At 72.5% G+C, this 26851-nt stretch carries 21 protein-coding genes; 4 read left to right on the forward strand and 17 right to left on the reverse strand.

Going from position 1 to position 26851, the window contains the following annotated elements:
• Positions 1-52: 52 nt before the first annotated feature.
• The 12 genes from SSP24_RS24475 to SSP24_RS24530 all read right to left on the reverse strand — a co-directional run bounded on the left by SSP24_RS24475 (position 53) and on the right by SSP24_RS24530 (position 16131).
• Positions 53-1513 (reverse strand): PP2C family protein-serine/threonine phosphatase, encoded by a 1461-nt coding sequence (locus SSP24_RS24475; protein ID WP_141311844.1) that lies wholly within the window; start codon positions 1511-1513, stop codon positions 53-55.
• Positions 1514-1516: 3 nt separating this feature from the next.
• Entirely contained in the window at positions 1517-4132 is a 2616-nt protein-coding gene (locus tag SSP24_RS24480) for a serine/threonine-protein kinase (RefSeq protein ID WP_141311845.1), read from the reverse strand.
• Positions 4129-5472, reverse strand: coding sequence for a coiled-coil domain-containing protein (locus tag SSP24_RS24485; protein WP_141311846.1), 1344 nt, complete (start codon positions 5470-5472; stop codon positions 4129-4131). The genes SSP24_RS24480 and SSP24_RS24485 overlap by 4 nt, the downstream gene beginning before the upstream one ends.
• 56 nt (positions 5473-5528) lie before the next feature.
• Entirely contained in the window at positions 5529-6545 is a 1017-nt protein-coding gene (locus tag SSP24_RS24490; protein WP_141311847.1) for a glutamate ABC transporter substrate-binding protein, read from the reverse strand.
• A gap of 14 nt (positions 6546-6559) precedes the next feature.
• Entirely contained in the window at positions 6560-7963 is a 1404-nt protein-coding gene (locus SSP24_RS24495) for a GlnX family signal transduction membrane protein (protein ID WP_141311877.1), read from the reverse strand.
• Positions 7964-8168: 205 nt separating this feature from the next.
• Positions 8169-9140 carry an N-acetylglucosamine kinase gene (locus SSP24_RS24500; RefSeq protein WP_141311848.1) on the reverse strand — a complete coding sequence of 324 codons (972 nt, stop codon included), beginning with the start codon at positions 9138-9140 and terminating at the stop codon, positions 8169-8171.
• Positions 9131-10399, reverse strand: coding sequence for a 6-phospho-beta-glucosidase (locus SSP24_RS24505; RefSeq protein ID WP_141311849.1), 1269 nt, complete (start codon positions 10397-10399; stop codon positions 9131-9133). Before SSP24_RS24505 ends, SSP24_RS24500 begins: the two co-directional genes overlap by 10 nt.
• Before the next feature lie 8 nt (positions 10400-10407).
• Positions 10408-11241, reverse strand: coding sequence for a carbohydrate ABC transporter permease (locus tag SSP24_RS24510; protein WP_141311850.1), 834 nt, complete (start codon positions 11239-11241; stop codon positions 10408-10410).
• On the reverse strand, positions 11238-12176 hold the full coding sequence (locus SSP24_RS24515; RefSeq protein ID WP_141311851.1) for a carbohydrate ABC transporter permease: 939 nt from the start codon (positions 12174-12176) through the stop codon (positions 11238-11240). Before SSP24_RS24515 ends, SSP24_RS24510 begins: the two co-directional genes overlap by 4 nt.
• Positions 12177-12186: 10 nt before the next feature.
• A complete protein-coding gene (locus SSP24_RS24520; protein ID WP_141311852.1) occupies positions 12187-13518 on the reverse strand; it encodes an ABC transporter substrate-binding protein in 1332 nt (443 codons plus the stop codon).
• A gap of 41 nt (positions 13519-13559) precedes the next feature.
• Positions 13560-14825, reverse strand: coding sequence for an ROK family transcriptional regulator (locus tag SSP24_RS24525; protein WP_141311853.1), 1266 nt, complete (start codon positions 14823-14825; stop codon positions 13560-13562).
• Positions 14826-15036: 211 nt separating this feature from the next.
• The gene (locus SSP24_RS24530; RefSeq protein WP_141311854.1) at positions 15037-16131 is read right to left on the reverse strand and encodes a mechanosensitive ion channel family protein; all 1095 of its coding nucleotides are present in this window, start codon (positions 16129-16131) and stop codon (positions 15037-15039) included.
• Positions 16132-16495: 364 nt separating this feature from the next.
• On the opposite strand from SSP24_RS24530, the gene SSP24_RS24535 reads away from it, so the two are divergent.
• Positions 16496-17032 carry an HNH endonuclease gene (locus tag SSP24_RS24535; protein WP_141311855.1) on the forward strand — a complete coding sequence of 179 codons (537 nt, stop codon included), beginning with the start codon at positions 16496-16498 and terminating at the stop codon, positions 17030-17032.
• 89 nt (positions 17033-17121) lie between these two features.
• On the opposite strand, the gene SSP24_RS24540 is transcribed toward SSP24_RS24535, so the two are convergent.
• The 4 genes from SSP24_RS24540 to SSP24_RS24555 all read right to left on the reverse strand — a co-directional run bounded on the left by SSP24_RS24540 (position 17122) and on the right by SSP24_RS24555 (position 22772).
• Positions 17122-18483, reverse strand: a complete 1362-nt coding sequence (locus SSP24_RS24540; RefSeq protein WP_141311856.1) for an ABC transporter permease — start codon at positions 18481-18483, stop codon at positions 17122-17124.
• A complete protein-coding gene (locus tag SSP24_RS24545; protein ID WP_141311857.1) occupies positions 18480-19166 on the reverse strand; it encodes an ABC transporter ATP-binding protein in 687 nt (228 codons plus the stop codon). The genes SSP24_RS24540 and SSP24_RS24545 overlap by 4 nt, the downstream gene beginning before the upstream one ends.
• A complete protein-coding gene (locus tag SSP24_RS24550; protein ID WP_141311858.1) occupies positions 19163-19696 on the reverse strand; it encodes a PadR family transcriptional regulator in 534 nt (177 codons plus the stop codon). Before SSP24_RS24550 ends, SSP24_RS24545 begins: the two co-directional genes overlap by 4 nt.
• Positions 19697-19775: 79 nt before the next feature.
• On the reverse strand, positions 19776-22772 hold the full coding sequence (locus SSP24_RS24555; RefSeq protein ID WP_229866243.1) for a glycoside hydrolase family 84 protein: 2997 nt from the start codon (positions 22770-22772) through the stop codon (positions 19776-19778).
• A 246-nt stretch (positions 22773-23018) separates the two neighbouring features.
• Between SSP24_RS24555 and SSP24_RS24560 the strand changes: the two genes are divergently transcribed.
• From SSP24_RS24560 to SSP24_RS24570, 3 genes are all read left to right on the forward strand, one after another.
• On the forward strand, positions 23019-23336 hold the full coding sequence (locus SSP24_RS24560) for a hypothetical protein (RefSeq protein WP_141311860.1): 318 nt from the start codon (positions 23019-23021) through the stop codon (positions 23334-23336).
• A gap of 76 nt (positions 23337-23412) precedes the next feature.
• Complete coding sequence (gene malQ, locus SSP24_RS24565) at positions 23413-25566, forward strand: 4-alpha-glucanotransferase (RefSeq protein WP_141311861.1); 2154 nt, start codon at positions 23413-23415, stop codon at positions 25564-25566.
• Between the two features lie 66 nt (positions 25567-25632).
• Positions 25633-25908: a hypothetical protein gene (locus SSP24_RS24570; protein WP_141311862.1), complete on the forward strand. Its 276-nt coding sequence runs from the start codon at positions 25633-25635 to the stop codon at positions 25906-25908.
• Between the two features lie 102 nt (positions 25909-26010).
• Here the strand turns inward: SSP24_RS24570 and SSP24_RS24575 are convergent, their stop codons facing one another.
• Positions 26011-26592, reverse strand: a complete 582-nt coding sequence (locus tag SSP24_RS24575; RefSeq protein ID WP_141311863.1) for a TetR/AcrR family transcriptional regulator — start codon at positions 26590-26592, stop codon at positions 26011-26013.
• Positions 26593-26851 lie beyond the last annotated feature (259 nt).

Raw genomic sequence — 26851 nt, forward strand, 5'->3', positions numbered from 1 at the left:
GACCGGTCCCCTCCGGTCCGCCGGCCTTCCCAGGGCCTTCCCGTACGCGGCCTCAGGCCGATCCTGCCCCCTGCGGCGGGGCCGGGAACGGCAGGACGGCCACTGTTACGTTGTCGTGGCCCCCGCCGTCCAGGGCGTGACCGACCAGGACGCGGGCGCCGTGCAGCGGACGTAGGGCGGCATCCGGCGGGAGGACGCCGGCCATCTCCTCGGCCGCCTCCGCGTAGTTCCACAGGCCGTCCGTGCACACCACCACTGCACCCGGCCGGTCCGGCTTGAAGGAAGCCGTGTGCGGCTCCAGTTCGTAGGCGTCCGCGCCGAGCCAGCCGGTGATCGCGTGGGCGCGCTCGTCGGCGTAGGCCTCGGCCTCGTTCATCAGGCCGGCGGCGACCATCTGGGCGGCCCAGGAGTCGTCCTCGGTGAGCCGGGCGGCCGGTGCGCCGCGGTCCACCGGGACCCAGTAGACGCGGCTGTCGCCGACCCAGCCCACCACCAGCAGGTCCGGGGTGACCACGGCGCCGACCAGCGTGCAGGCGGGGGCGTTCTGGTGCGGCTGGTGCTCGCGGGCCGTGGCGGGTTCCTGGGCGAGGGCGTTGACCGCGTTGGAGGCGGCGACGATCGCGTCGTGCATGGCCTGCTGCGGGTGCGTGCCGAGCGGCAGGGCCGTCAGCAGCGACTCGCTGGCCGCGCGGGAGGCGGCGAGGGAGGCGTCGTCCGGGCGGGTCGCCGAGGAGACTCCGTCGCAGACGATCGCGACCAGCGCGCAGGAGCCGTCGGGCAGGGCGGTGCGGCCGATGCCGAAGGCGTCCTCGTTGCGGTGGTGGCGCAGGCCCCGGTCGCTGACGGCGGCCACGGGGCCGGACTCCTGCTCCATGTGGTCGCGTTCGCGCGGCTGGGCGTGCCCGCAGTTCTCGCAGTAGCCGTCGTGGTCGACACGGCCCGCGCGGCAGGCCACGCACACCGTGGCGGGGTCCGGCTGCGCGGCGAGGTCGGCGGCGACGCGCGGGTCCGGGGCCTGGAGGGGGTACTCCTCGGGCTCCGGGCGGCGGTCGAAGCGGACGCCGGTGGCCGGGTGGGCCGGGGCGGGGGGCAGGGGGGAGCCACTCATGTCCGTGCCGGGCGGGGGCAGGGGGGAGCCACTCATGTCCGTGCCGGGCGGGGGCGTGGGGAAGCTGCCCGAGTCCGTGCCCTGCGGGGGCACGGGGAAGCCGCCCGAGTCCGTGCCCTGCGGGGGCAAGGGGGCGCTGCCCGCGTTCGTGCCGGGCGGGTCTGCCGGCGGATGCACTGCTGGGAGCGCGCCGGAACCGCCCGGGTCGGCGCCGCCCGCGCCGGGCCAGCCGGCGGGCGGGGCGGCCTGCCCGGCCCCCGCGCCGTTCATGGTGAGGGTCGGGCTGTCGTCCGGCCGTGGCGGTACGGCGGACAGGTCGTATCCGCACGCACCGCAGAAACGGTCACCCGACTCGAGCGGCTCCTCGCAGCTCGGGCAGGCGGACAGCTGGGGCATCTGCGACATCAACTACACCCATGTCCGGGGGCGGTAACGGTTGGCACGTTCCACCAGGTCGATCCTCTCCTCGCCGCCCCGCGCCAGGCGGGCCAGCGTGCGGTACGAACGCTCCAGGCCGAAGCGCAGGCCCCGTTCGTCCAGGCCGCTGCCGAGCAGCGTCCGTCCCCCGGCGGGCGGAGGGACGGAACCCTGGCCACCGGAGAGTATCCAGTCCAGGGCGCTGCCGAGCACTTCCGTGGCCAACTGCTCCCGCCGGGTCGGATCCAGACCGTACGCGTCCAGCGCCTCGACCTGCCCGGCGGCGGCAGTCAGATCCTCCAGGAAGGGTACGTCGCCGGCGGCGGCCGTACGTTGCCGCAGCCGGGCCCGCACGGCGGCCACGCGGGCGGCCGTGTAGTGGATGGACGACTCCGGCACCGACTCCAGGGTGCCCACGGCGCCGCGCCGGTCGCCGGTGGCGAGCTGCACGCGGGCCATGCCGAAGGCGGCGCTCACATAGCTGGGGTCGGTCGCCCACACCAGGCGGTAGTACTCGGCGGCGTTGTCCAGCTGGCCGAGCACCTCGGCGCACAGGCCGAGGGCCAGCTTGGGCGCGGTTTCGCCGGGGAAGGCGTCGTAGATCGCGTCGAAGGCCAGGGCGGCGCCCTCGTGGTCGCCGGTGACCAGCGCGGCCACGCCTCTGTACCAGACGACCCGCCAGTCGTCGGGCCGTTCGTCCTCCAGCGCGGCCAGGGCGTCCAGCGCGGCCGCGGAGTCGCCGTTCTCCAGCCACGCCCGGATCTGCCTCAGCCGCGTCTCCACCGAGGGCGCGGGCGCGGCGGCGAGCGCGCTGAGCAGCTCGGCCGGGGCGGTGGCCATGAGGCCGGCCAGGAAACCGGCGTTGGGATCGGTGGGGTCGACGCGGGGGACGGGGAGGGCGAGGGCGGCGGCATCGGTGCCGACGGGTTTGACGAGGCCGGCTCCGCTGGTCCCATCGGTACCGTTGGTCCCCTTTGCCCCGCCGGTCCCGTAAGTCCCATGGGTCCCGCCGGTCAGGGCGTGCAGGGCGCCACCGGCCGGGAGCGGCGCGGCCCCGACAGCAGACCCAGCAGCGACACCGGGAGCGGTCCCGTCCCGGCGCCCGGCCACCCCCCGCGCCCCCAGCCGCGAAACGTCCCCCTCCAGCCGAGGGAACAACTCCGTGTCCGTCACCCGCAGTTCCGGCCCGAACAGCGTCGACAGCGCGGGCCGCGCCCGCCCCGACTGCAGGGACACGACCTCCCGCAGCACGCCCGTCAGCTGCTCCGACATCTCCTGCGCCGAGGCGAACCGCCGGGCCGGGTCGGGGTCGGTGGCGCGGACCAGGAGCCGGTAGAACGACTCGTACTGCCGGAAGACCTCGATGGTGTCGGGGTCGGGCAGGGAGTCGGCGTAGATGTTCGTGTAGCCCTGGAAGTCGAAGGTCAGAACGGCGAGCGTGCGGGCCACCGTGTAGAGATCCGACGCCACCGACGGGCCGACGTCCGCGACCTCCGGCGCCTGGTAGCCCACCGTGCCGTAGATCGCCGACTCGTCGTCGTCCATGCGGCGCACCGCGCCCATGTCGATCAGCTTGAGCTGGTCCTCGGTCTGGATGGCGTTGTCGACCTTGAAGTCGCAGTAGAGGAGGTTGCGGCTGTGCAGGTGGTCGAGGGCCTCCAGCGCCTCGATGCCGTACGCGCACGCCTGCTCCACCGGCAGCGGGTCGCGCCGCCCCTCGGGGGTGCGGCGGGCGTTGGCGATCTCCTTGAGGGACTTGCCGCCGACGTACTCCATGACGATGTACCCGTCGAGGGAGCCCGTGCGCTGGTCGAGGTGTTCGACGAAGTTGTAGATCCGCACGATGTTGGCGTGCTCGATCTCCGCGAGGAACCGCCGCTCGGAGATCGCGGCCGCCATCGCGTCCTGGTCGCCGGTGTCCAGCAGGCCCTTGAGCACCACCCACCGGTCCGAGACGGCGCGGTCGACGGCGAGGTATATCCAGCCAAGGCCGCCGTGCGCGAGGCAGCCCACCACCTCGTACTGGCCGTGCACGATGTCCCCGGCCTTCAGCTTCGGCACGAACGAGTACGGGTGCCCGCACTTGGTGCAGAAGCCCTCCGTGCGCCCGGGACGGTCACCGCGGGCGCGGCCCACCGGCGCCCCGCAGTCCGAGCGTGAGCAGAACCGCTTCCGCTCCGGCACCTCCGGGTTGGCAAGCACCATCGCGCGCGGGTCGGGCCGCGGCACCTGCGGCACCTGCACCAGGCCCGCGCCCAGCCGCCCCCGGGTCGAGGAACCGGCGGTGGAGCCGGAGCTGCGCACCGACACCGAACGGCCCGTGGACCGGCCCGACAGCGAGCGGGAGAGCCGTCCCGACACCGAGCGCCGGGACTTCGACGACTGCGACGACGTACGGGAGCTGCCGCGGGAGGTGGAGCGGGAACTGCCGCTGCCCGCCGAGCCCTTGCCGCCGCCGGTGACGCCGGTCGGCGGCGAGGAGACCATGCCGGTCGCGGACACCACCGGTGCCAGGCCGCAGGTGTCGCAGTAGAGCTCGCCGCCGCCGACGTCCTCGTAGCTGCCCTGGCAGCCGGGCCGTTGACAGGCCCGCTGTGGCTGACTCATGACGACGGCTCCCCCCGACGATCCTGCAACTCCGGCGGGCCGCTCTGCTGCGGCACCCGCGGGGCGGCGCCGAGCAGTTCGGCCGCCGCCTGCTGGTAACGCAGCACGGCCTGCTCGGCAACCCGTAGGTCGCAGGGCGCGCTCCACAGCATGCGGCGGGCCGCGTCGTACCGCTCGACCAGCAGCGGGTCCTCGGCCAGGCCGTGCCGGGCGATCTTCGCCTTGTACGCGTCGAGGCGGCCGCGCAACTCGGCGCGGACCGCGAGCGGGGCCGTGACGGCGGTCAACGACTCGCGGGCCCGCAGCAGTTCGTCCTCCGCCTTCTGCTCCAGGGACTCAAGCAGCGGTGACAGGCGGTGCCACTGGGCCTGTCTGCGGTACTCGGCGGCCGTCGCCAGTTGCTCCTGCAACACGGTCGGCGGGCCGCTGACCACCGGCACCTCGGTGGCGGCGATCTTCGCGAGCACCTCCCCGCGCGCGGTACGCGCCTCGGCGAGCGTGCGGTCCGCGCGCGAGAGCACGTCCCGCAGCTTGACCAGCCGCTGCTCGGCGTCCTTGCGGACGGCGAGCACGGCGTCGATCTCCCGGCGCACCTCCTCCAGGGCGCGCGCCTCCCGGTCGTAGACCGTGGTGTCCGGCTTGCCGCCGCCGGGGGCCGAACTGCCCTCGGCGGGCTGCCAGAACGCCAGCGGGTCGGACACCACCTGCTCACGCAGCCGGGTCAGGGTGCGCGTGATCCGCTCCAGGTCGTCCCCGGCCGGGTGCTCGCCGGGGCGTACGCCGACGGAGTGGGCGAGCCTGCGGGTGCGCTGGAGTTCGGCGGCGAGTAAATCGATCCGGGCGGGCAGCGCCGACCAGACCGCGTCGGCGGCGACGACCATGTCCAGCGACCTGGCGTACAGCTCGTTCATCCGGTCCACGAGTGCGGCCAGGGTGAACCTTTCGCTGAGTTTGCCCGTGCCGTGCAGCGTCGGCGCGTTCGCCGTCGCCGCCGCGCTGCCGGCGACCGTGACGCACTCGCCGCGCAGCAGCTCGGTCAGCTCCACCAGGTCCTCGCGGCTGGACCAGCGGCGCCGGGCGCGGATGTCGCGGGCGCTGCGCAGCGCGTCGGTGTACGCGTCGAAGTACGCCCACAGCAGGGAGATCGACGCCTCGGTGGCCGCCCAGCGCTCCTTGGTCATGCCGGTGAGCTCGGCGCCTTCGAGGAGCCGGCGGCCCGCGTGGTCCTGCAGGGCGAACAGCGAGGTCTCGATCGCCTCGTGTTCCGCGCCGAGCCGCGCCAGCGCACGGTCCACCTCGTCCCGGTCCATCACCGGACCGGAGGCTCCCGTGACGCCCATCGATCACCTCTCGTCTGCTGGTCTGTCGCTGTCGCTGTTGGTGCGCTGCCGGCCGGTCACCGGTAGCGCGGGGTCGGCGGGGTCGCCGACTCCGAGTCCCTACCCAGCGTCGGGGACAGCCACTTGTCGTACGACTCCTTCCAGCCGCCGTCCGCGCGGTAGTCCGCCAGTATGCGGTTGACCCGGCGTACCAGATCGTCGGCGTCCTTCTTCATCGCCACGCCGTAGTACTCCGTGGTGAACCGGTCGCCCTTCAGTTCCACCGTCGGGTCCTGCGCGGCCTGGCTCGCCGCGAGCGCGCCGTCCGTCACCACGGCGTCGACTTCGCCGAGTTGGAGCCTGACAAGGCAGTCGAGCTGGTTGGGGACGGTGGTGGATATGTCGGCGGAGGCGGGCAGCTTGCCGGACTTGAGGTCCGCCGCCAGGTTGTCGTACGCCGTCGAACCCGCCGCCGAGCAGATCCGCTTGTCGGCGAGCGTGTCGTCGTAGCCCTTGATCGCCGAGGAGTTGGGGGCGAGGACCTGCTGGCCGGTCAGGAAGTACGGCGCGGAGAAGGCGACGTCCTGCAACCGGTCGCAGGTGATGGTCATGGTGCGCACCACCATGTCGACCTGGCCGCTCTGGATCGCGGGGACGCGCTGGTTGGTGGGGATGGCCTTGAACCGGATCAGGTCCGGGTCGCCGAGCAGCTCCTGGGCGATCCGGCGGGCCAGATCGATGTCGAAGCCCTCCAACTCGGAGGTCCGACCGGTGCTGTTGGGGTCGCGGTAGCCCCAGCGGTAGCTGTTCTGGTCGACGCCGACCGAGAGATGGCCGCGCTTCTTGATGGCGGCGATCGTGTCGCCCTCGGCGTTCGACGGGGGCAGGCTCTGGTCCTGGGGGTTCTCGCACGTCGCCGCCTTCGCCTGCCGGGCCTCCGCCACACCCCGGCCGCCGACGGCCGTGCTGCCGTCGCCGCCCGGCTGGGTGTGCGGCAGCAGCAGCGCGAAGGCCACGGCGAGGGCACAGACGACCGCCATCGCGCCCACGCCGCCCCAGCCCTTCAGGCTGGCCCGCAAGCGTCGTGCATGCATCGTCACGCCCCCTTTCACCGGTACTCCGAAAGCCTGCGGCCGATGCCCAGCACCGCGCCCGTCGCGCCCAGCACCGCGAGCACGGCCGCGCCGGTCGGCAGTCCGGTCATCGCGTCCCGGCCGTCGCCCGCGGCCTGTTCGAACTCCAGCTTCTCGTGTTCCAGGGCGGTTTCCAGGCTGTGGTCGACATTGTCGAAGCACTCGCCGGTCGGCTCGTCGTCCTTCGAGCCGATGATCTTGCTGAGTGCCGCCTGGTAGTCACCCGCGTCGTCGGCGTCGCGGGCCTGCTGGTGCCGCTCCTTCCACACGTCCATGCTGCCCGCGGCGGCCTGCACGGGCCGCTCGCCCGCCTCGTCGTCGGCGAGGTCCTCCGCGGCGGCGAGACCGGCGGCGAGGTCCTTCATCGACGCCTGGTAGGCCACGTCGAACTTGTCTCTGAACTCGCCGCCCACCTCCACCGTCTCCGCGCCCCGGCTGACCAGCGTGAGGTTCTCGTTGCCGCGCGCCTTCAGGGAGGCGATACGGGCGTCGTGCAGGACGTTCAGGGAGCGGACGCCGTGGTCGTAGGAGTCGTTCAGGCCGGCGCGGGCCACGCTGTGACCGACGACCAGCCACAGCAGGACCACCGTCGTGGTGGCCGTGGCGGCGACCAGGCCGTGGTTCAGGACCCGGTTGGTGTGCACATACGTGCGGTGCTGGGCCCAGGCGAGGGCGGCCAGGGCGAGGACGCCGAGCGCGATCGCCACCCAGGGGTACGGCGTCGCGTGCGCGTAGTCGTCGCGCAGCCGCTCGTTCTCCGTCTTGTAGAGTTCCTCCGCCGCCGGGAGCATCTCGGTCTGCATCGTGTCGTTGGCGTACCGCAGGTAGGCGCCGCCGAGCGGGTAGCCCTGGCGGTTGTTGGCGCGGGCGCGCTCGATGAGGCCCTTGTACTCGGGCAGCAGCCGGTTGAGCTTGGTGATCGTCTCGGCGGAACGCGAGTCCGGGTCGGAGTTGTTGGCGGCCAGGACGAGCTTCTCGGCCGCCGTGCGGATGTCCCTCTCGTACCGCTCCCGGGAGGCCTTCGTCTCCTGGCCGCCGGCCAGGAAGCCGCTGGAGGCGGCCGTGTTGGCGTCGGCCAGGGAGCGGTAGATGTCGGCCGCGGCGGAGCTGAGGGGCTGGCTGTTGTTCAGCACGTCGTCGGCGGCGGCCGCCCGGTCGGTGGCCTGCCAGGCGGTCACGGCGCCGAAGGCCACGACCAGCAGGGCGAGGACCGCGCCGATGATGCGCAGCCGGCCCGGCTCGGTGGTCGCGGCGGCACGCAGCTGGTCCACGCCCTCGGCGAACGCGGTGCGCCGGGGCGGGGCGACGGCGGCCGGTGCGGGTCCGGGCGCCGCGGGTGCGGGTGCGGGCGAGCCCTGCTGAGGAGGCACGCCGGGCATGGTGGGCGCGCTCGGTGGTGCCGCGCTGCTCTTCGGCGGTTGTGTCACTCCTGACCTCCCCCATGGTCATCCGTCGCCGCAAGTATCGCCGCCCGGACTGACATTCCGCACCGGCCTTGCTGGATCTTGATGGTTCGCGCGTCTCGCAGCACCCCTTGCCCATGAATACGCCCTGGGAATCGGTTCGGTTCCTTGGCCAAGAAGGTCAGGGCGCGAAGTGCGCCCGCACCCGCTCCCACGCGCCCGCACGCGCCTCCACCCGGTCCAGCCCCAGCAACGCCGCCCCCAGCACCGGAGGCGCCGTCACCACCCGGGGCACCGCCTTCGGAGCCCGCGCCGCCAGCAGGTCCCGTACACCGTCGTCGAGTTGCGGATGCCGGGCCGCCAGCACACTGCCCCCCAGCAGCACCGGCGTCTCCTCGTCCAGCAGGTCCAGCCGGGACAGGGCGACCGCCGCCATGGTCACAACCTCCTCGGCGAGCCGGTCGACGAGCGCGCGGGCCACCGGGTCGCCGTCGGCCGCCGTGGCGAACAAGACCGGCGTCAGCTCGTGCCGCCGGCGCGGCGGCACCCGCTCCAAGTGCAGCGCCTCGATCAGCGCGTACATGGAGCCGTACCCGAAGTGCGCGGGCAGGGTCCGCGCCAGCTCGGTCGGCCCGCCGCGCCCGTCCTCCGCGCGGGCCGCGTGGAACAGCGCCTCCTCGGCCAGTCCCCAACCCCCGCCCCAGTCCCCGGAGATACGCCCGATCGCCGGGAAACGCGCGGTGCGCCCGTCGGGCCGCATACCGACGCAGTTGATGCCCGCCCCGCAGACCACCGCGACCCCGCGCGGCTCGGTCACCCCGGCCCGCAGGATCGCGAAGGTGTCATTGCGCACTTCAACAGTGGCCCCCCACGCGCGCGCGTGCAGCGCGTCGGCCAGTCGCTCCTCCTCCACGGGGAAGTCGGCGTTGGCGAGACAGGCCGAGACATGCGTGACGGAGGTGACACCGGCGGCGGCGAAGGCCCGCTCCACCACCTCGGCGAGCACGTCCGTCGCCGCCTCGACCCCGACGGACGGCGGCTGGAACCCGCCGCCCCGCGCGGCGGCGAGCACGCTCCCGTCGGCCGCCACCACCGCGACGTCGGTCTTGCTGTTGCCCGCGTCGACGGCGAGGACGCTTGCGGTCAGGCCCACGCGAGGTGCTCCCGGTTGTGTGCGATCAGCTGGTCGGTGAGGGCGTCGGCGTACTCGTACTGCCCGATGAGGGGATGCGCGAGCAGCGCCCGGAAGACCCGCTCCCGTCCGCCGCGCAGGGCCGCGTCCAGGGCCAGGTCCTCGTACGCCGTCACGTTCGCCATCAGGCCCGCGTACAGTGGGTCCACCGCGGCGACCGGCAGCGGCACCGGGCCGCTCTGCGCGCCCACGGCCGCCTGCACCTCGATCACCGCGTCGTCCGGCAGGAAGGACAGCGTGCCCCGGTTGTACGCGTTCACCACCTGGTACGGGCTTCCCGCACCGCTCAGCAGCGCCGCCGCCAGATCCACGGCCGCCTCCGAGTAGTACGCGCCGCCCCGCTTGGCCAGCAGCTCCGGCTTCTCGTCGAGCGCCGGATCGCCGTACATCCGCAGCAACTCCCGCTCCATAGCGGCCACTTCCTCGGCCCGCGAGGGCTTGGTGCGCAGCTCCCGCACGACCTCGTCGTGCGCGTAGTAGTAGCGCAGGTAGTACGACGGGACCACGCCGAGGCGGTCCAGCAGCGCGCGTGGCAGGCGCAGGTCGGCGGCGATCGTGTCGCCGTGCTCCCCGAGCAGCTTGGGCAGGACGTCCTCGCCCTCGGGACCGCCCACGCGGACGCCGGTCTCCCAGGTGAGGTGGTTGAGGCCCACATGGTCGAGGTGGACGTCGGCCGGGGCGACCCCGAGCAGCGCGGCGAACTTCCGTTGCAGACCGATCGCCACGTTGCACAGCCCGACCGCCTTGTGCCCGGCGTTCAGCAGGGCGCGGGTCACGATGCCGACCGGGTTGGTGAAGTCGATGATCCAGGCGTCCGGGTTGGTACGCCGGACCCGCTCGGCGATGTCGAGCACCACCGGCACCGTACGCAGCGCCTTCGCCAGGCCGCCCGCGCCGGTCGTCTCCTGGCCCACGCAGCCGCACTCCAGGGGCCACGTCTCGTCCTGTTGACGGGCCGCCTGCCCGCCGACGCGCAGCTGGAGCAGCACCGCGTCGGCGCCTTCGACACCGGCGTCCAGATCGGTGGTCGTCACCACCTGCCCGCCGTGTCCCTGACGGGCGAAGATACGCCGGGCCAGGCCGCCCACCAGTTCCAGCCGGTCGGTCGCCGGGTCGACGAGGACCAGTTCCTCGATGGGCAGGGTGTCCCTCAGGCGGGCGAAGCCGTCCACGAGTTCGGGGGTGTAGGTCGAACCGCCGCCGACCACGGTGAGTTTCATACGTCCAGTCAACCCTTTACTCCGGTGAGCGTGACGCCCTCGACGAACGCCTTCTGGGCGAAGAAGAACACGAGGATCACGGGGGCCATGACCAGCACGGTCGCGGCCATGGTGAGATTCCAGTCGGTGTGGTGAGCGCCCTTGAACGACTCCAGGCCGTAGGACAGCGTCCAGGCGCCGGGGTTCTCGGAGGCGTAGATCTGCGGGCCGAAGTAGTCGTTCCACGCGTAGAAGAACTGGAACAGGGCCACCGCGGCCACGCCCGGCTTCGCCATCGGCAGGACGACCCTCAGCAACGTCCGCAGTTCCCCGCAGCCGTCAACGCGCGCCGCGTCCAGGTACTCGTTCGGGATCGTCGTCAGGAACTGGCGCAGCAGGAAGATGGAGAACGCGTCCCCGAACGCCATCGGGATCAGCAGGGGCCACAGGCTGCCGGAGAGATCCAGCTGCTTCGCCCAGAACAGGTACATCGGGATGACGACGACCTGCGGCGGCAGCATCATCATCGAGATCACCAGCATGAGGGACAGATTGCGGCCCCGGAAGCGGAACTTGGCCAGGGCGTACGCGACCGGGATCGACGACACCACGGTCAGGACGGTGCCCAGACCGGCGTAGAGCAGCGTGTTGCGCCACCAGGTGAGAAAGCCCGGCGTGTCGAAGACCCGCTGGTAGTTGCCCCACTCCCAGGTGTCCGGGATCAGATCGCGGCTGAGGGCCTGGCTGTCGCTCATCAGGGAGGTGAGAACCACGAAGACGAACGGCAGGGTGAAGAACAGCGCGGCGGCGACGCCCAAGGAGTGTACGGCGACCCACTCCAGCAGTGTCCGGCGGCGGATCATTGGTCACCTGCCTGGATGAGACCGCCCCGACGCCGCATCAGCAGTGCGGTGAACGCCATCGACAGGGCGAACAGGACCAGCGCCACCACGCACGCCGCGCCGTAGTCGAAACGCTGGAAGCCGAGGTTGTAGACGAGCTGGGGGAGAGTGAGCGTCGACTTCTCCGGGTAGCCGGGCTCGAACTGGGTGCCCGCGCCCTGGATCACACCCGAGGCGACCTTCCCCGCGATCAGCGGCTGTGTGTAGTACTGCATGGTCTGGATCACGCCCGTGACCACCGCGAACATCACGATCGGCGAGATGTTGGGCAGCGTCACGTACCGGAACCGCTGCCACGCCGACGCCCCGTCCAGTTCGGCCGCCTCGTACTGCTCCTTCGGTACGTCGAGCAGGGCGGCCATGAAGATGACCATCAGGTCGCCGATGCCCCACAGGGCCAGCAGGGCGAGCGCCGGTTTTGACCAGGCGGGGTCGGCGAACCAGGCGGGGGCCGGGATGCCGGCCCCCTCCAGGATCGAGTTGACCGGGCCGGTGCCGGGGTTGAGGAGGAAGGCGAAGGCCATGGTGGCGGCGACGGGTGGGGCGAGGTAGGGCAGATAGAACAGGGTGCGGAAGACGCCCGTGCCGGTCTTGATCTTCGTGATGAGCAGGCCGACGCCGAGTCCGAAGACGACCCGGAGGGTGACCATCACCAGCACCAGCCACAGGGTGTTGCGCAGGGCCGGCCAGAAGAGCGGGTAGTGCTCGAAGACATAGGTCCAGTTCTTCGTTCCGCTCCAGGTCGGCGGCCGGAAGCCGTCGTAGTGCATGAACGAGAAATAGACCGTCGACAGCAGCGGATAGGCGAAGAAGACCGAGAAGCCGATCAGCCAGGGGGACAGAAAGGCCGCGGTACGCAGTGCGGATCTACGGTGCTTGACTGCCAGGGTCGTCATGGTGGTGCCGCTACTTCGCCTGCGCGATGTCCGTGTCGATCTGCCGGGCGGTCTTTGCCAGGCCCGCCTTCAGATCGGTCTCCTTGCCGCTTTCGTAGTCGTAGCCGAACTGCTGGATCGTCGTGAGATACACACCGCCGTTGACGGAGGCCGGGGTGGTCGTGGAGTTCGGGTTGGCGGCGATCTCCAGGAACGTCTTGAAACGCGGGTCGTACTTCAGCTTGGGCGACTTCAGGGCGGCGAGCGTGGAGGGGACGTTGTGGATGGCGTTGGAGAAGTTCACGACCGCGTCCGTGTCCGTGGTCATGTACTTCACCAGCTCCCAGGCGGCGTTCTGCTTCTTGCTGGTGGCGGCGATTCCGGCGATGGTGCCGGTGATGTAGCCCTTGCCGTACTGGTCCGCCTGGTCGTCGGGGACGGGCAGCGGGGCGACGCCGATCTCGAAGTCGGGCCGCGCGTCCAGGGCCATGCCCAGGCGCCATTCGCCGTCGAGTTGCATGGCGACCTGGCCGGTGTGGAAGGGGTGCTTGGGGCCCCATTCGTCACCGAGGGTGGCGCGGTAGGTCTCCAGTTTCCGGTAGCCGCCGAGGGCGTCGACGAGCCGCTTCTGGAGCTTGAAACCGGCCTCGAAAGCGGGGTCCTTGGCGAGATTGGACTTGCCGTTGTCGTCGAAGTAGGTCGGGGAGAACTGGCCGAGGTAGTGCTCGGTGGTGGTCTCCCAGCCGTGGTAGTTCGGCATGAAGCCGAGCTGCTTGTAGGAGCTGCCTTGAGTGATGGTCAGTTTCTTCGCCACGGACTCGAATTCGGACCAGGTCTTCGGCGGTGCCTTGATACCGGCCTTCTCGAAGGCGGTCTTGTTGTAGTAGAGCCCGTACGCGTCACCCAGCAGCGGGACCGCGCAGCGGTTGCCCTCGTACTGGGTGTACTCGTTCATGGCCTTCGGGAAGGTCTTCTCCGGGTCGATGCCGGACTTCTCGAAGAAGGGATTGAGGTCGACCAGCGCGCCCGACGAGCAGAACTTGCCGACGTTGTTGGTGGTGAAGGACGAGATCACGTCGGGGGCGTTGTCGCCGCCCGCCCGCAGGGCCTGGTTGATCTTGTCGTCGGTCATATTGCCGACGATCTTCACGTCGATGTTGGGGTGCGCCTTCTCGAAACCGGCGATCAGCGACTGCACGGCCTCGACCTCGGAGGGCGCGCTCCAGGCGTGCCAGAAGGTGAGGGTCGTCGCCTGGGAGGGGTCGTCGTTCGCGCCGGAGGCGGACTGGCCGGTGCAGGCGGTGGCGAGGAGGGCCACGGAGGCGGCGAGCGTAACGGCCGCTTTTCGGGATATTCCGGGCATGGCAGGGCCTCCCAAGTAGGGGAAGGAGCGGGATGGGTTGCTCAGCGCGAGGTGTCGAAGACCTCGTCGCGGGTGGTGGCCAGGGCGCTCTCCAACGCGCCGCGCAGGACGGGGTGTTCGCGTACGTCACCGATGACGAGCCGGGGCCGGGCCGCCGCCAGCTCCGCCAACTCGGCCTGCACCAGGGCGCGCAGGGTCTCGCCGCTGGAGGTGAGGGAGGCGCCGCTCAGGACGACGAGTTCGGGGTCGAGGACGGAGACGAGGGAGGCGAGGCCGGTGGCGAGGCGCGTGGCGTAGGTGTGGAGGAGGTGGCGGTGGGGGTTGTCTGTGGCCGACCCGGAGTCGGTGTCGGCCTTGGGCGTACGCCGCCCCGGGTCGTCGTAAGCCTCCGCCGCGCGGGCCAGCAGGGTGGCGGCGACCTCGGTGTACGGGCCCGAGGGGATGTCCGGGACGCCGAGGTCGCGGGCGAGGGCGGGGACGGCCTGGGATCCGGCCAGCTCCTGGTAGCCGCCGCTGTTGGCCTTGGTGACCTGGCGGACCAGGGGGGCGCCGGGGACGGGCAGGAAGCCGACCTCGCCCGCGCCGCCGGTCCAGCCGCGGTGCAGTCGGCCGCCGAGGACCAGGGCGGCGCCGAGGCCGCCCTCGTTCCACAGCAGCACGAAGTCGCCGTGCCCGCGGGCGGCGCCGAGGCGCTGCTCGGCGACGGCGACGAGGTTGACGTCGTTCTCGTACTCGACCGGCATCGGCAGTGCGGCGGCGAGTTCGTCGAGGAGGGTGGGGGAGTGCCAGCCCGGCAGGTGTGAGGCGTAGCGCAGGCGGCCGGTGTTGGGGTCGAAGGCGCCGGGGGTGCCGATGACGAGCCGCCGGATGTCGTCCCTGGCCAGCCCGGCGGCCTTCACGGCGCCGTCGAGGGCGTCGGCGACCTGGCGTACGACGGGCTGGGCGGGGCGTCTGCCGGGCGCGGGGATCTCGTACGTGCCGACCGTGCGGCCGGTGATGTCGGCGACGGCGGCGAGGATGCGCTCGGGGGTGACGTCGAGGCCGGCGGCGTAGGCGGCGGCCGGGTTGAGGGCGTAGAGCTGGGCGTTCGGCCCGGGGCGGCCCTCGCTGGTGCCGGTCACCAGCACGAGCCCGGCGGCCTCCAGGCGGGCCAGCAGCTGGGAGGCGGTCGGCTTGGAGAGGCCGGTGAGCTTGCCGATGCGGGTGCGGGAGAGGGGGCCGTGCTCCAGGAGCAGGTCGAGCGCGGCACGGTCGTTCATGGCGCGCAGGACGCGGGGAGTGCCCGGGGTACCGGCGGTTCCTGCCATGACTTCGACACCTGCCTTTCGGCCGCTCAGCTTGGCAGCGGGCGGTGCTGTGCGTCCATCCCACCACTGTTAGGAAGGTTTCCTATCGGCTGGCAGGAAGGTAGGCCCGGCAGGAAGGGGGCGTCAAGAGCGAACGCCCCCGCGGCAACGGAGTCGTTACCTGGGGGCGTTGCGTGGTCGTTCTCTCGAACGAGTGTGCTGAACCGTTCCGCTACTTCGTCGTGCTCGTCGGTGGTGTGAGCGGTGATGCCGCGGCCGCCTGCGGAGACGTCGTGCTCGCGAACGCCGACGGTGCCGCCATCCCCGCCGTCGGGTCGGTCGTGGGCTCCTCGTCCTGCTGGAGCGGGAGGCCGCCGACGATGCGGATGCCCTCCTGGTCGAAGCGGCGCTTGATGCGCCAGCGCAGTTCGCGTTCGATCGTCAGGGCCTTGCCCGGCATCGTCTTGGCCGAGACGCGCACGACCATCGAGTCGAGCAGGACGCTGTCCAGGCCGAGGATCTCGATCGGGCCCCAGAGCATCTCGTTCCAGGGCTCCTCCTTGCTCATCGCCTCGCCGACCTCGGTGAGCACGGCCTTGACGCGGTCGAGGTCCTCGGAGGGGCGCACGGTGACGTCGACGCCGGCCGTGGCCCAGCCCTGGGAGAGGTTGCCGACCCGCTTGACCTCGCCGTTGCGGACGTACCAGATCTCGCCGTTGTCCCCGCGCAGCTTGGTGACGCGCAGGCCCACCTCGATGACCTCACCGGACGCGACGCCGACGTCGATCGAGTCGCCGACGCCGTACTGGTCCTCAAGGATCATGAACACGCCGGACAGGAAGTCCGTGACGAGGTTGCGCGCGCCGAAACCGATCGCCACGCCCGCCACGCCCGCGGAGGCGAGGAGCGGGGCCAGGTTGATCTGGAAGGTGGAAAGGATCATCAGGGCGGCCGTGCCGAGGATGACGAAGCTCGCCACCGAGCGCAGCACCGAGCCGATCGCCTGGGAGCGCTGACGGCGGCGCTCCACGTTCACCAGCAGACCGCCGATCGCCGTGCCGTCCACCGACTGCGCGGTGCGGTTCATGCGCTCGATCAGCTTGGTGATCGCCCGCCGCACCGCCACCCGCAGCACCACCGCGACCACCACGATCAGCAGCACCTGCAGCCCGATCGCCAGCCACGTCGACCAGTTCTCCTCCACCCAGCCGGCGGCGTTCGTCGCGCTCTGCTGGGCGTCCTGGAGTGTGGGCACGGAGGGTGCCGTCTCCGAGGGGGACGGGGACGGTGACGGTCCGGCGGCCAGTAGGACGGGCAAGGGCGACACGGCGGATACCTCCAGGTGCAAGGGCCCGCCCCCGGTACGGCGGTCAGGTCCAAGGTCACGAACAGGTCACCGGATGGGCGGAGCAACCACACTAACGGGGCACCGTGTGGGGATTGCTGCGATGTTCGAGGGAGAGACGGTGTTGATCGGGGGATGAACAGATCAGACGAACAGCAGGTGAGGGGAACAGTCCGATGAGGAGGGGGGAGGAAATGGTCGGGAGCCTGGGGAGGAAGCGGATGTGGTCGAAAACACTCCCAGCCCGTTACCGGGACATGGTGGCGCTTTCACCAGGCATGAGGGGAGACTGACTGCAGATCGTCCCGGCGCGAGCCACGCGCCGCCGACGCCCAAGGAGGCATCCGTGCCGCATGTCCTGGTCCTCAACGCGTCGTACGAGCCGCTCGGCGTCGTACCGCTCCGCCGCGCGCTCGTCCTCGTCCTCGAGAACAAGGCCGTATGCCTCGAGGAGTCCGGCGCCTATCTGCACAGCGCAACCGTCACAGTCCCCGCACCCAGCGTGGTCCGGCTCAAGCGATTCGTCCGGGTTCCCTATCGGGGACCCGTTCCTCTGACCCGCCGGGCGCTGTTCGCGCGCGACGGGGGCCGGTGCATGTACTGCGGTGGCGTCGCAACCAGCGTCGACCACGTCATCCCGCGCTCCCGCGGGGGCAAGCACGTCTGGGACAACGTGGTGGCCTCGTGCCGCCGCTGCAACCACGTCAAGGCCGACCGCCACCTCACCGAGATCGGCTGGCGGCTGCGACACAAACCCGCCCCACCCACCGGCCTGGCCTGGCGCATCATCGGGACCGGCCATAGGGACCCGCGCTGGCTGCCGTACTTGCAGCCGTACGGCGCGGACGACGCCTTGGCCCGGATCGACGGCATTTCCGCCTGACGATCCGGGCTTTTGCATGTCCCGTACAGGGTGCTCGTACGGGACCGGGGAGACCCCCGTCCACCCCGGTCCCGTGAGCACGCGCGCCCTTACACGTACCTCAGCTCACCCGGCCGCACCGACCTGCGCAGCAGCGGCAGTGAGGTGGCCGCCGCCAGCAGGCACGCGCCGTACACCCCCGCCGGGACCAGCAGCGCCGTCCACGGCAGTGTGCCGCTGCCGGTGAGCGTGGCGTACCAGGTGGCGATGACCATGCCGCCGACGCCCGCCAGCAGCATCGCCGGCGCCAGCGGCAGCGCGGTCTCCAGCAGCAGCGCCCGGCCCAGCACCGCCTGCGGCACCCCGGCGGCGGTCTGCGCGGCCAGGCCCCTGCGCCGGGTGGCGAGGGACTCGGCGGTGCCGACGGCGAGCGCCGACAGCGTGATCAGCAGGGCGACCGCGATCGCGGCGGCGGTCAGGTCGAGGCCGGTGGTGTAGAAGGAGCGGCTCGCGGCCAGCGGCTGCTCGGCGTCGAGTGCCGCCAGCAGCGCCTGCCGCACGCCCATGAATCCCGTACCGACGATCGTCACCAGCAGCACCGCGGCATGTGTGCGGGCCGCCGCCCAGGGGTCGTCGCGCAGCCGCTCCGCCGCGATCAGCACCGTCGGCCGATCGGTGCGGGCGGCGAGGAAGGCGCCGGTGAGCCGGGCCGAGGCACCGGACAGCCAGATCGCGCCCGCCCCGACGAGCAGCACCGCGAAGAACACCGTCAGCGGGGCCTGCGCCAGCCCGAGCTGACCGCGCTCGTCCGAGGTCAGAGCCATGAGCAGCAGCACCGCGAGCGCCGCGGCCGCCACCAGAAAGACGCGCCCCGGCCGCCGCGCCGTCCGCACCCGGCGCACCCAGCCCAGCGGCGAGGCGATCACCCGGCGCAACGCCAGCGCGCTCACCATCGCCCCCAGCGCCGGTACGGCCACCGCGGCCAGCGCGAACCCGGCCCAGACGACGACCGGCGGCCGCTGCCACACCCCCAGCACCACCACGACGGAGGCGATCGTCGCCGCCAGCGACCCGGCCAGACAGGCGAGCCCCGCCTCCAGCGCCGCGATCCGCCGCACCTGCCCCGGTGCGGCGCCCGCGAGCCGCAGCCCGGCCAGCCGCCGGTCCCGGTGCACGGCGCCGATCCGGGAGCACTGCCCGAGGAACCCCAGCACCGGGATCAGCAGCATCATCAGCGCGACGACGACCCCCGCCCGTTCCCCGGGCTGGTTCAGCAGGCCGTTGCCGAAGCCGACGCTGTACTGCCCCTCCACCGACGCGATCGCCACCGCGCCCAGCGCGAACCCGGTGGCCAGCCCCGCGCCCACCGCGGTGAGCCCGACCCGCCACCACTCCCGCCGGTCGGAACCACGGGTCAGCAGCCACGCGAGCCGCAGATCGGACCCCGTTCCAGCAGCGCCGACACCCCTCACGCCGTCACCCCCACCGGCACCACGACGCCGTCACTCAGCCGGATCTCCCGGTCCGCGTACGCCGCCACCTGGGCGTCATGCGTGATCAGCAGCACGGACGTGCCCGCCTCGCGGGCCGTGTGCACCAGCGCCGTCATCGCCTGCTCGCCCGCCAGCGAGTCCAGCGCGCCCGTCGGCTCGTCCGCGAACACCACCCGCGGCCCGGTGACCAGCGCCCGCGCCAGCGAGGCCCGCTGAGCCTGTCCGCCGCTCATCTCACCCGGCCGCAGCTCCCCCTGCCCGCGCACCCCGAACCGCTCCAGCCACTCCCCGGCCCGGTCCCGCGCCTCCCGCCGACCGGCCCCGCCCAGCATCAGGGGCAGCGCCACGTTGTCGAGGGCGGTCAGCTCGGGAATCAGCTGCCCGAACTGGAACACCACCCCGAACTCCGTCCGCCGCAGCTCGCTCAGCCGCCGCTCCGGCAGCCGGTCGACGCGTTCGCCGCCGTACGACACCGAACCCCCGTCGGGCCGCACGATCCCCGCGAGGCAGTGCAGCAGCGTCGACTTCCCGCTGCCGCTGGCGCCGGTCACGGCGAGGATCTCGCCGGCGTGCAGCTCGACCGACGCGCCGCGCAGGGCCTCGGTCCTGCCGTGCGCCTTGGTGAGGTCACGGGCCGCGAGCAGCGGCTCTGGGTTGCTCATGCTGAGTCGACCTCCGCGGTCAGGGTGGTGAGCCGGGCCGCCGTGGTGGTCATCCAGCGGAGGTCGGCGTCGAGGTGGTTGAGGGCGTAGTCCGCCGAGAGCACGGTCGTGAGATCGGCGCCCGGGCCGGTCTTGACCGCCGTGAGCTCCCGCATGCGCTCCATGTGGGCGGTCCGCTGGGCGCGCAGATAGGCCGCCGGATCGCCGCCCGACAGGATCGAGACGACGACCTTGGCGAAGATCTCGTTCGTTACGAACGGCGCGGGCGGCGCGATCTCGCCCGCCCAGCGCGCCAGTTCCCGCGTCCCGTCCGCCGTGCGGCGGTACAGCGTGCGCTCGGGGCCGCCGTCGGTGTCGGTGCCGTCGACCTCGGCCAGTCCGTCGCGGACCAGGCGTTGCAGGGTGGTGTACACCTGCCCGTAGGCCAGCGGGCGGGCCTGCGGAAAGCGTTCGTCGTGCCGTCGCTTGAGGTCGTAGCCATGGCTGGGACCGGTAGCGAGCAGCCCGAGCAGGATGTGACGGGTGCTCATGCGATCAGTATGTACTGAGTACATGTACTGAGTGAATAGTGGCCCGGAAATTGTCCGGTGGGGGGTTGAGCAGCGTGCCTCAGTCCGCGACCGCGTACGCCTCCACCGACCACAGCGAGTACCCGTACGCCGTCGCCCGCTTCTCGCCCTGCACGCGCACGTACGCCACGTCCCGCTCGTCCATCCGCAACTCCTCGCGGCCCCCGCGCCCGCCCCGCACCACCGCGGCCGTACGCCAGCGGCGGCCGTCCGCCGAGACCTGGATCCGGTACGCCGACGGATGCGCGTCCTGCCAGTGCAGCACCACCCGCCCGAGCCGCACCGGCCGGGCCAGCTCCACCTGCCACCAGGCGCCGTCCTCCACCGGCGACGACCAGCGTGTCCGCGGGTCCCCGTCGTTCGCCGCGGACGCCGGGAAGTCGGGCGTCTCGTCGGCGGAGGAACGGGCGGTGCCGGTGCGCGCCAGGTCGGGCCCGGCGGTCCGCGGGAAGGTGCGCAGCGTGAGGGTGCGGGACACCTCCCCGAACGCGAGCCGGATGTCGTACGACCGCACAGGCGTCCCCTCCGGCACGGTCACCTCGACCGGCACCTCGACCGACGCCCCGCGCGGCAGCGTCAGGGCATCGCCCGGGACGCGTACCTCGATGCCTTTCGGTGCCTCGACGGTGAGCCGGTCCCGCACATCGGCGGGCCTGAGCGCGCTCAACCGGGCCGTCAGCAGCCGCGTCCCGCCGATCTCCGCGTCCGCCGTGCCGGGCAACTCCAGCGCGGCGGCGGGCGAGTCGGCGTACCAGGGCACCAGATGCCGTACCCGGCCGGGCGCCGGGCCGGTGACGCGGACGGCGTCGGCGCGCAGGCGCGCGGTCAGCTCGGTGGCGCCCGAGGCGTCCAGCGCGCCGACCCGCCGCCAGCCCGCGCCGGGCACCCGGGCCTCGACCGTCCCCTGCGTGCCGGGGGCGGCCAGGACGGTCACCGTGGCGAGCGTGCGGGTGTGCGGGAAGCGGACGGTGCGGCCGTCGCCCCCGCCGCCCCGGTCCGCATCCGGCTCGGCGTCGAGGCCCGCCCAGCTCTCGTACGCCCGCTGCGCCCGCGCCAGGAACGGGTCCAGCACGCCCTCGCCGACCGTCACTCGCGCCGCGCCCAGCCGTTCGCGCAGCTCGCCGAGGGTGCGGTACGCCGTCCAAGCCGCCGTCGGGTCGCCGGTGCGCAGGGCTTCGAGCATGTCGAGCGCGACGAGGCCTGCGTCGCCGTAGCGGGCCAGCTGCTGGGTCCACGGGGTGACTTCGAGGGCGAGCGGGGTGCCGGAGAGGCGGGCCGGGGTCTCGCGCATCACGGTGAAGGCGGCGCGGAGGCGGTCTTGGGCGGGGTTGCGCGTCTGCTCGGCCGCTGTGTCGTCGGTGGTGGCCCGCTTCTGCCTGTTCGCTGTGTCGTCTGTGGTCGGCCGTTTCTGCCCGGCCGCTGTGCCGTCCGTGGCCTCCTGCTCGCGCCCGGCCGCTGTGCCGTCCGTGCCCGTCTGCTCCCGCCAGAACGCCTCCATCAGCGGCCGCAGATACGCCGACTCCTCCCCGCCCAGGACCGAGGACGCGCCGTTGCCCGCGAGGGCGGTCAGGGCCTCGGCGCGGCGTTCGTCGCCTGCCGCGAGGTCGGCGAGGGCGGCCCGCCAGGACTCCTGGGGGCGGTACGAGCGCGGGTTCCAGGCGAAGTCGGCGGCGGTGAACAGGGGGATGCGGGAGGCCTCGGCCTGTGCCATGGCGTTGGCGAGGAGGGCGGCCGAACCGGCGGCGACGGCGGGTTCGCGCCCCGTGTAGGGGCCGAGGAAGACGCGGTCCTGGGCGTAGTCGTTGACCGGGTAGTTGTCCACGGTGACCAGCGGGTGCCGGAACACCTCGCGGGCGGTGGCAAGTTCGCGCCCGGTGATGGTGCGCGGCACCACCCCCACGCCCGTCCACGCCACCTGCACACCCGCGTCCAGCGCACCCGCCAGCTCCCGCCGGTACTCGGTGGCGCCGTCCTGGTAGTACTCGGTCGGCATCAAGGTGAGCGCTGCGGCGTCGGGGTGGCGGTGGGCCAGGTACCGCGCCACGGCGTTCGCCACGCGCGCGTGCGCCTGTGCCGCCGCCTTCGGCCCCGACCCGAACCGCTCCGCGTCCGCCTCGCAGTGCCACTCGCTGTAGCTGACATCCTGGAACTGCAGCTGGAACGCCCGGAACCCGAGCGCCCACATCGCCTCGATCTTCCGGGTCAGCGCCTTGACGTCCGCGTCCGAGGACAGGCACATGGCCTGCCCCGGGGCCACCGCCCAGCCGAGCGTGACGTGGTTGCGCCGCGCCCGCTCCGCCAGCTCCCGGAACTCCGCCCGCTGCCCGGCCGGGTAGGGCTCACGCCAGCGCGCCTGCCGGTAGAGGTCGGCGCCGGGGGCGTACAGATAACGGTTCTGCTTGGTGCGACCCATGAAGTCCAGCTGGGCCAGCCGCTGTTCTCGGGTCCACGGTTCGCCGTAGAAGCCCTCGGTGGTGCCGCGTACGGCGGTGCCGGGCCAGTCGCGGACGACCGCGCCCGCGATCGTGCCGTCGGGGCGCATGAGTCGGCGCAGGGTCTGGACGGCGTGGAAGAGGCCGTCCGGGCCGGTGCCGGTGAGGGTGACGGTGTCGCCGTCGACGGTGAGCTCGTAGCCGCCGGAGGGGAGGTCACGGTCGGGGGTTTGCGTCCCGGCGTGGACGACGAGGGTGCCCGGCGGGACGGGATCGCCGGTGGTGGTGATCCGGCGGGCGCCGGCCTGCCGTAGCAGGGTGCGCAGGGCCTGGACGGCGTACGGATCGGCCGTCGGGCCGGTCCGGAGGGCGATCTCGTCGGTGACGGTGGCCGGGGTGCCGGTCCGGCGCAGGGAGTGGGGGCGGGGCCAGACGGAGGGGTTTTCGGCATCGGCGGTTGGGGACGTCAGGGAAGTTGGTGAGGTTGGTGAGGCCAGTGGGGCCGCCTGGGCGGTGGGGGTGGAGCCCAGGGTTCCGGCAGTGCCGGTCCCCGCCACCACGGCGAACGCCAGCGCGACCGCTCCCCGTCCGTGCCGCAGCCGCACACGCCCTCCTCGTTGTCGTCCGCCTCTTCCCATGTCCGCGTCAGGGAGAGATCGAGCCCACCATCCGCCGCGGGGAGTGTCAACGGGAGTGGCCGTCATGTGTTGTTTGTCGGAACCTGGAGCGAGTGGGTGCGTACGGAATGTGACGAGAACGACCTTCTTCGTCTTGGGGGCGTCTGGCCTCGCGCTCATTGGGTAGGGCTGCGATGACCCACTCGACTCCAGCGACTCGACAAGGAGCCCCCCGTGGCCGCATCGGCACACCTTCTGCTGTCCGCCCTCTCCGACGACACGCCCCGTTCCGACGGAGGCGCCCGCTCCAAACGCACCTCGGCGCCCGGGGACACGCCCCGTTCCAAACGCACGCCGTTCCCGCGGCAAGCGGAGCCGTCCTCTCCCGAAGGAGCCTCCGTCGATCCGGATCTCGCGCACGTGTGCGTCTTCAGCGCGGAGGGCGCCTGCACCGAGGCTCCGCTGACCAGCGAACCCCCGCTGCCCGACGCCGAACCCCTCACCAGCGAGCCGCCCCTCGCCGTCCCGGACGCCGACTGCACGAGGCCGTAGATGACCGCTCCCCGGACGCCGACTGCACGAGGCCGTAGATGACCGCTCCCCGGACGCCGACCCCACGAGGCCGTAGATGATCGCGCCGCGCCCGGGCGAGACTCCCGGCGACTCACCGGGCGAAGACCTGTGCCGGCTCGCGGAGTCGTACGGCGTCGCCCCCTCCTACAGCCCCTCCCCGGACCGCACGGTCACCGCCTCGGCCGCCGCGCTCACCCGGACCCTGGCAGCGCTCGGCGTCGACGCGAGCACGCCCGAGGCCACGCGCGCCGCGCTCGCCGCCCGCCGCGCCGAACTGCGCGAGCGGCTGCTGCCACCGACCGTCGTCTGCTGGGGCGACGCCGCGCCCGCCGCCCTCGCCGGGCTGCCCGAGGGCACCCGGCTGCGGATCGAGACCGAGCAGGGCGAGACCCGCGACACCGCCGAGCACCTCCCGCCCGGCGTCCACCGCCTCACCGCCACCGCACCCGACGGCCGGACCGCCGACGCCCACCTCATCGCCGCCCCGCCCCGGCTGCCCACGCCGGCGACACGCTCGTACGGCCTGATGGTCCAGCTCTACTCCCTGCTCTCGCAGCGCTCCTGGGGCATGGGCGACCTCGGCGACCTCGACGAACTCACCGCCTGGGCCGGCCGCTCCCTCGGCGCCGGATTCGTCCAGGTCAACCCGCTGCACGCGGCCGTGCCCGGTGCCCCCACCGACCCCTCCCCGTACCGCCCCTCCTCCCGCCGCTTCCCCGACCCCGTGCATCTGCGGATCGAGGCCATCCCCGAGTACGCGTACGTCGGCGACCGAGAGCGGGTGCGCGCGCTCGCCGAACGGGCCGACCGGCTGCGGGAGTCGGTGCTGGAGAAGGGCGCGTTGATCGACCGGGACGCGGTGTGGGAGCTGAAGCGGGAAACGCTGGAACTCGTGGCGGACGTTCCTCTCGGGCCCGGCAGACGCGCCGCCTACTGCGACTACCTCGCCGAGCAGGGCGAGGCCCTGGAGGACCACGCCACCTGGTGCGCGCTGGCCGAGGTGCACGGGCCCGACTGGCACACCTGGCCGGACGGTCTGCGTAACCCTCGGTCGGCTGAAACCGCCCGCGCCCGGCGGGAGTTGATGGACCGCGTCGACTTCCACTCCCGCCTCGCCTGGCTCACCGACGCCCAGCTCACCGCCGCACAGCGCACCGCGCGCGAGGCGGTGATGCCGGTCGGGATCGTGCACGACCTCGCGGTCGGCGTGCACCCCAGGGGCGCCGACGCCTGGGCGCAGCAGCGGTACTTCGCCGCCGGGATGTCCGTGGGCGCCCCGCCGGACGCTTTCAACGCCCGCGGCCAGGACTGGGGCCTGCCGCCGTGGCGCCCGGACCGGCTGGCCGAGTCCGGGTACGCGCCGTTCCGGGGATTGCTGCGCGGCCTGTTCGGCTACGCGGGCGCCCTGCGCATCGACCACGTGATGGGCCTGTTCCGGCTGTGGTGGGTGCCGGTGGGGCTGCCGCCCACGGAGGGGACGTACGTCCGCTACGACGCCGAGGCCATGCTGGCCGTGCTGGTGCTGGAGGCCTCCCGGGCCGGGGCGATGGTGATCGGCGAGGACCTGGGGACCGTGGAGCCGGGGGTGCGGGAAGCGCTGCGGGAGCGGGGGGTGTTCGGCACGTCGGTGCTGTGGTTCGAGCGGGACTGGGACGGCGACGGCCGTCCGCTGCCGCCCGACCGCTGGCGCGCCGACTGCCTGGCCACCGCCACGACCCATGACCTGCCGCCCACCGCGGCCCGGCTGACCGGCGAACACGTCGAACTCCGCGACCGGCTCGGCCTGCTCGCCCGCCCTGTGGACGTGGAGCGGGGGGACGCGGCCGCCGATACGGGGGAATGGCTGGCGCTGCTCGCCCGGCTCGGTCTGCTGCGGGGGACGGGCGGCGGGCTCGGTGCGGGGGAGGAGGAGGCCGAGGTCCAGGCCGTCCATCGCTTCCTGCTGCGTACGCCGGCCCGGATGATCGGCGTGTGGCTGCCCGACGGGGTGGGGGATCGGCGGCCGCAGAATCTGCCGGGGACGTGGGACGAGTATCCGAACTGGCGGTTGCCGATCGCGGATGCGGAGGGGCGCGTGGTGACGTTGGAAGGGTTGGCGACTTCTGCGCGGTTGCGGGGGTTGGTGGAGGTGGTGCGGGGGGACGGTGCTCAGGGCGGGATTGGAGCCGGCGGTGGGGGCGACCCCGGGGCGGCGTTTGCCCTTCCTTGACGGTCCCGCGCCTCATACGGCACCCCGGGCGCGCGGCCCCACCCGGCGTTCGATACTTTTGGCACCGTGGACAAGAAGAACGCCCTGCGCGCCGGCGCCCTGGCCGCCGGTACGACGCTGATGATGCTGCTCATGTCGTCCCCCGCGCTCGCGCTCACGCGTGACGACGGCGACGACCCCGGCACGGGCCTGAGCGTCATCGAGACGCTGGGTTGGTTCGTGATTGCCCCGATCGTGATCTTCGCGGTCATCGCGGGCCTGGTGATGGTGCTGGACAAGTCCCACAAGCAGAGGGACACGACCACGTCCAACATCACGACCAAGGCCGACGCGAAGGCCTGACCGCAGGTCTCCACCGCTGCCGAGGGCGCCGTTCTCGTCGTACGTCGATGAGGTCGGCGCCTTCGGCATGTCCGGACGCCGGTGTCAGTGGGCGGCGGGACGTCAGGGGCTCGGCGCGGTGAGGTAGCGCTGGATGGTGGGTGCCAGCCAGGCAACGATCTCCTGGCGGACGAGCGCCGTCGCGGGCGGGAACCGCAGGACGTAACGGGTGAGCGCCAGCCCCAGCACCTGCGTCGCACAGAGCGCGGCCCGCGTGGGCACCTGCTCGGGGTCGGGACAGACCTGCTGGGCAACCGGCAGCAGCTGATCCCGGAAGATGCCCTGCATCCGCTCGGCCCCGGCCTGATTCGTCACGCCGACCCGGAGTAGGGCGGTGAGTACCTCGTTGTCCTCCCACATGTCGAGGAAGTGCGCGACGAGGGCGCGGCCGACGTCGGAGCGGGGGACTGTGCCGAGGTCGGGGAGCTTCAGATCGACGGCGACGGCGGCCGCGAAGAGGCCCTCCTTGTTGCCGTAGTAGCGCATGACCATCGACGGGTCGATGTTCGCGTCCTTGGCGATGGCCCGGATGGTGGCGCGCTCGTATCCGTCGGCGGCGAAGCGCTCGCGGGCGGCGTCGAGGATGGCGGTGCGGGTGGCGTCGGAGCGGCGGGGGGTGGGCGGAGGGGGTGGGGTGTCTGGCATGCCAACGAGTGTAGGCCAACGGGTGTGGGCGAACCAGTGTTGGTCAACGGGTGTGGGGCTGGGCGGCGGCGGGTCGGCGTAGGTCAACGGGCGTAGGCCAACGGGTGTGGGCCAACATGTGTGGGTCGACGTGCGCAGGTGCCCTTGCAGGTCAATAAACGTAGGTCAACATCCGTAGGCAAACACTCGTAGGCCAACAACCGTTGACGGCGTCCATCTCAACGCCTACCGTTGCCAACAAGCGTTGACCAACACCCGT

The organism is Streptomyces spinoverrucosus, from assembly GCF_006539505.1.
Taxonomy (GTDB): Bacteria; Actinomycetota; Actinomycetes; order Streptomycetales; family Streptomycetaceae; genus Streptomyces; species Streptomyces spinoverrucosus.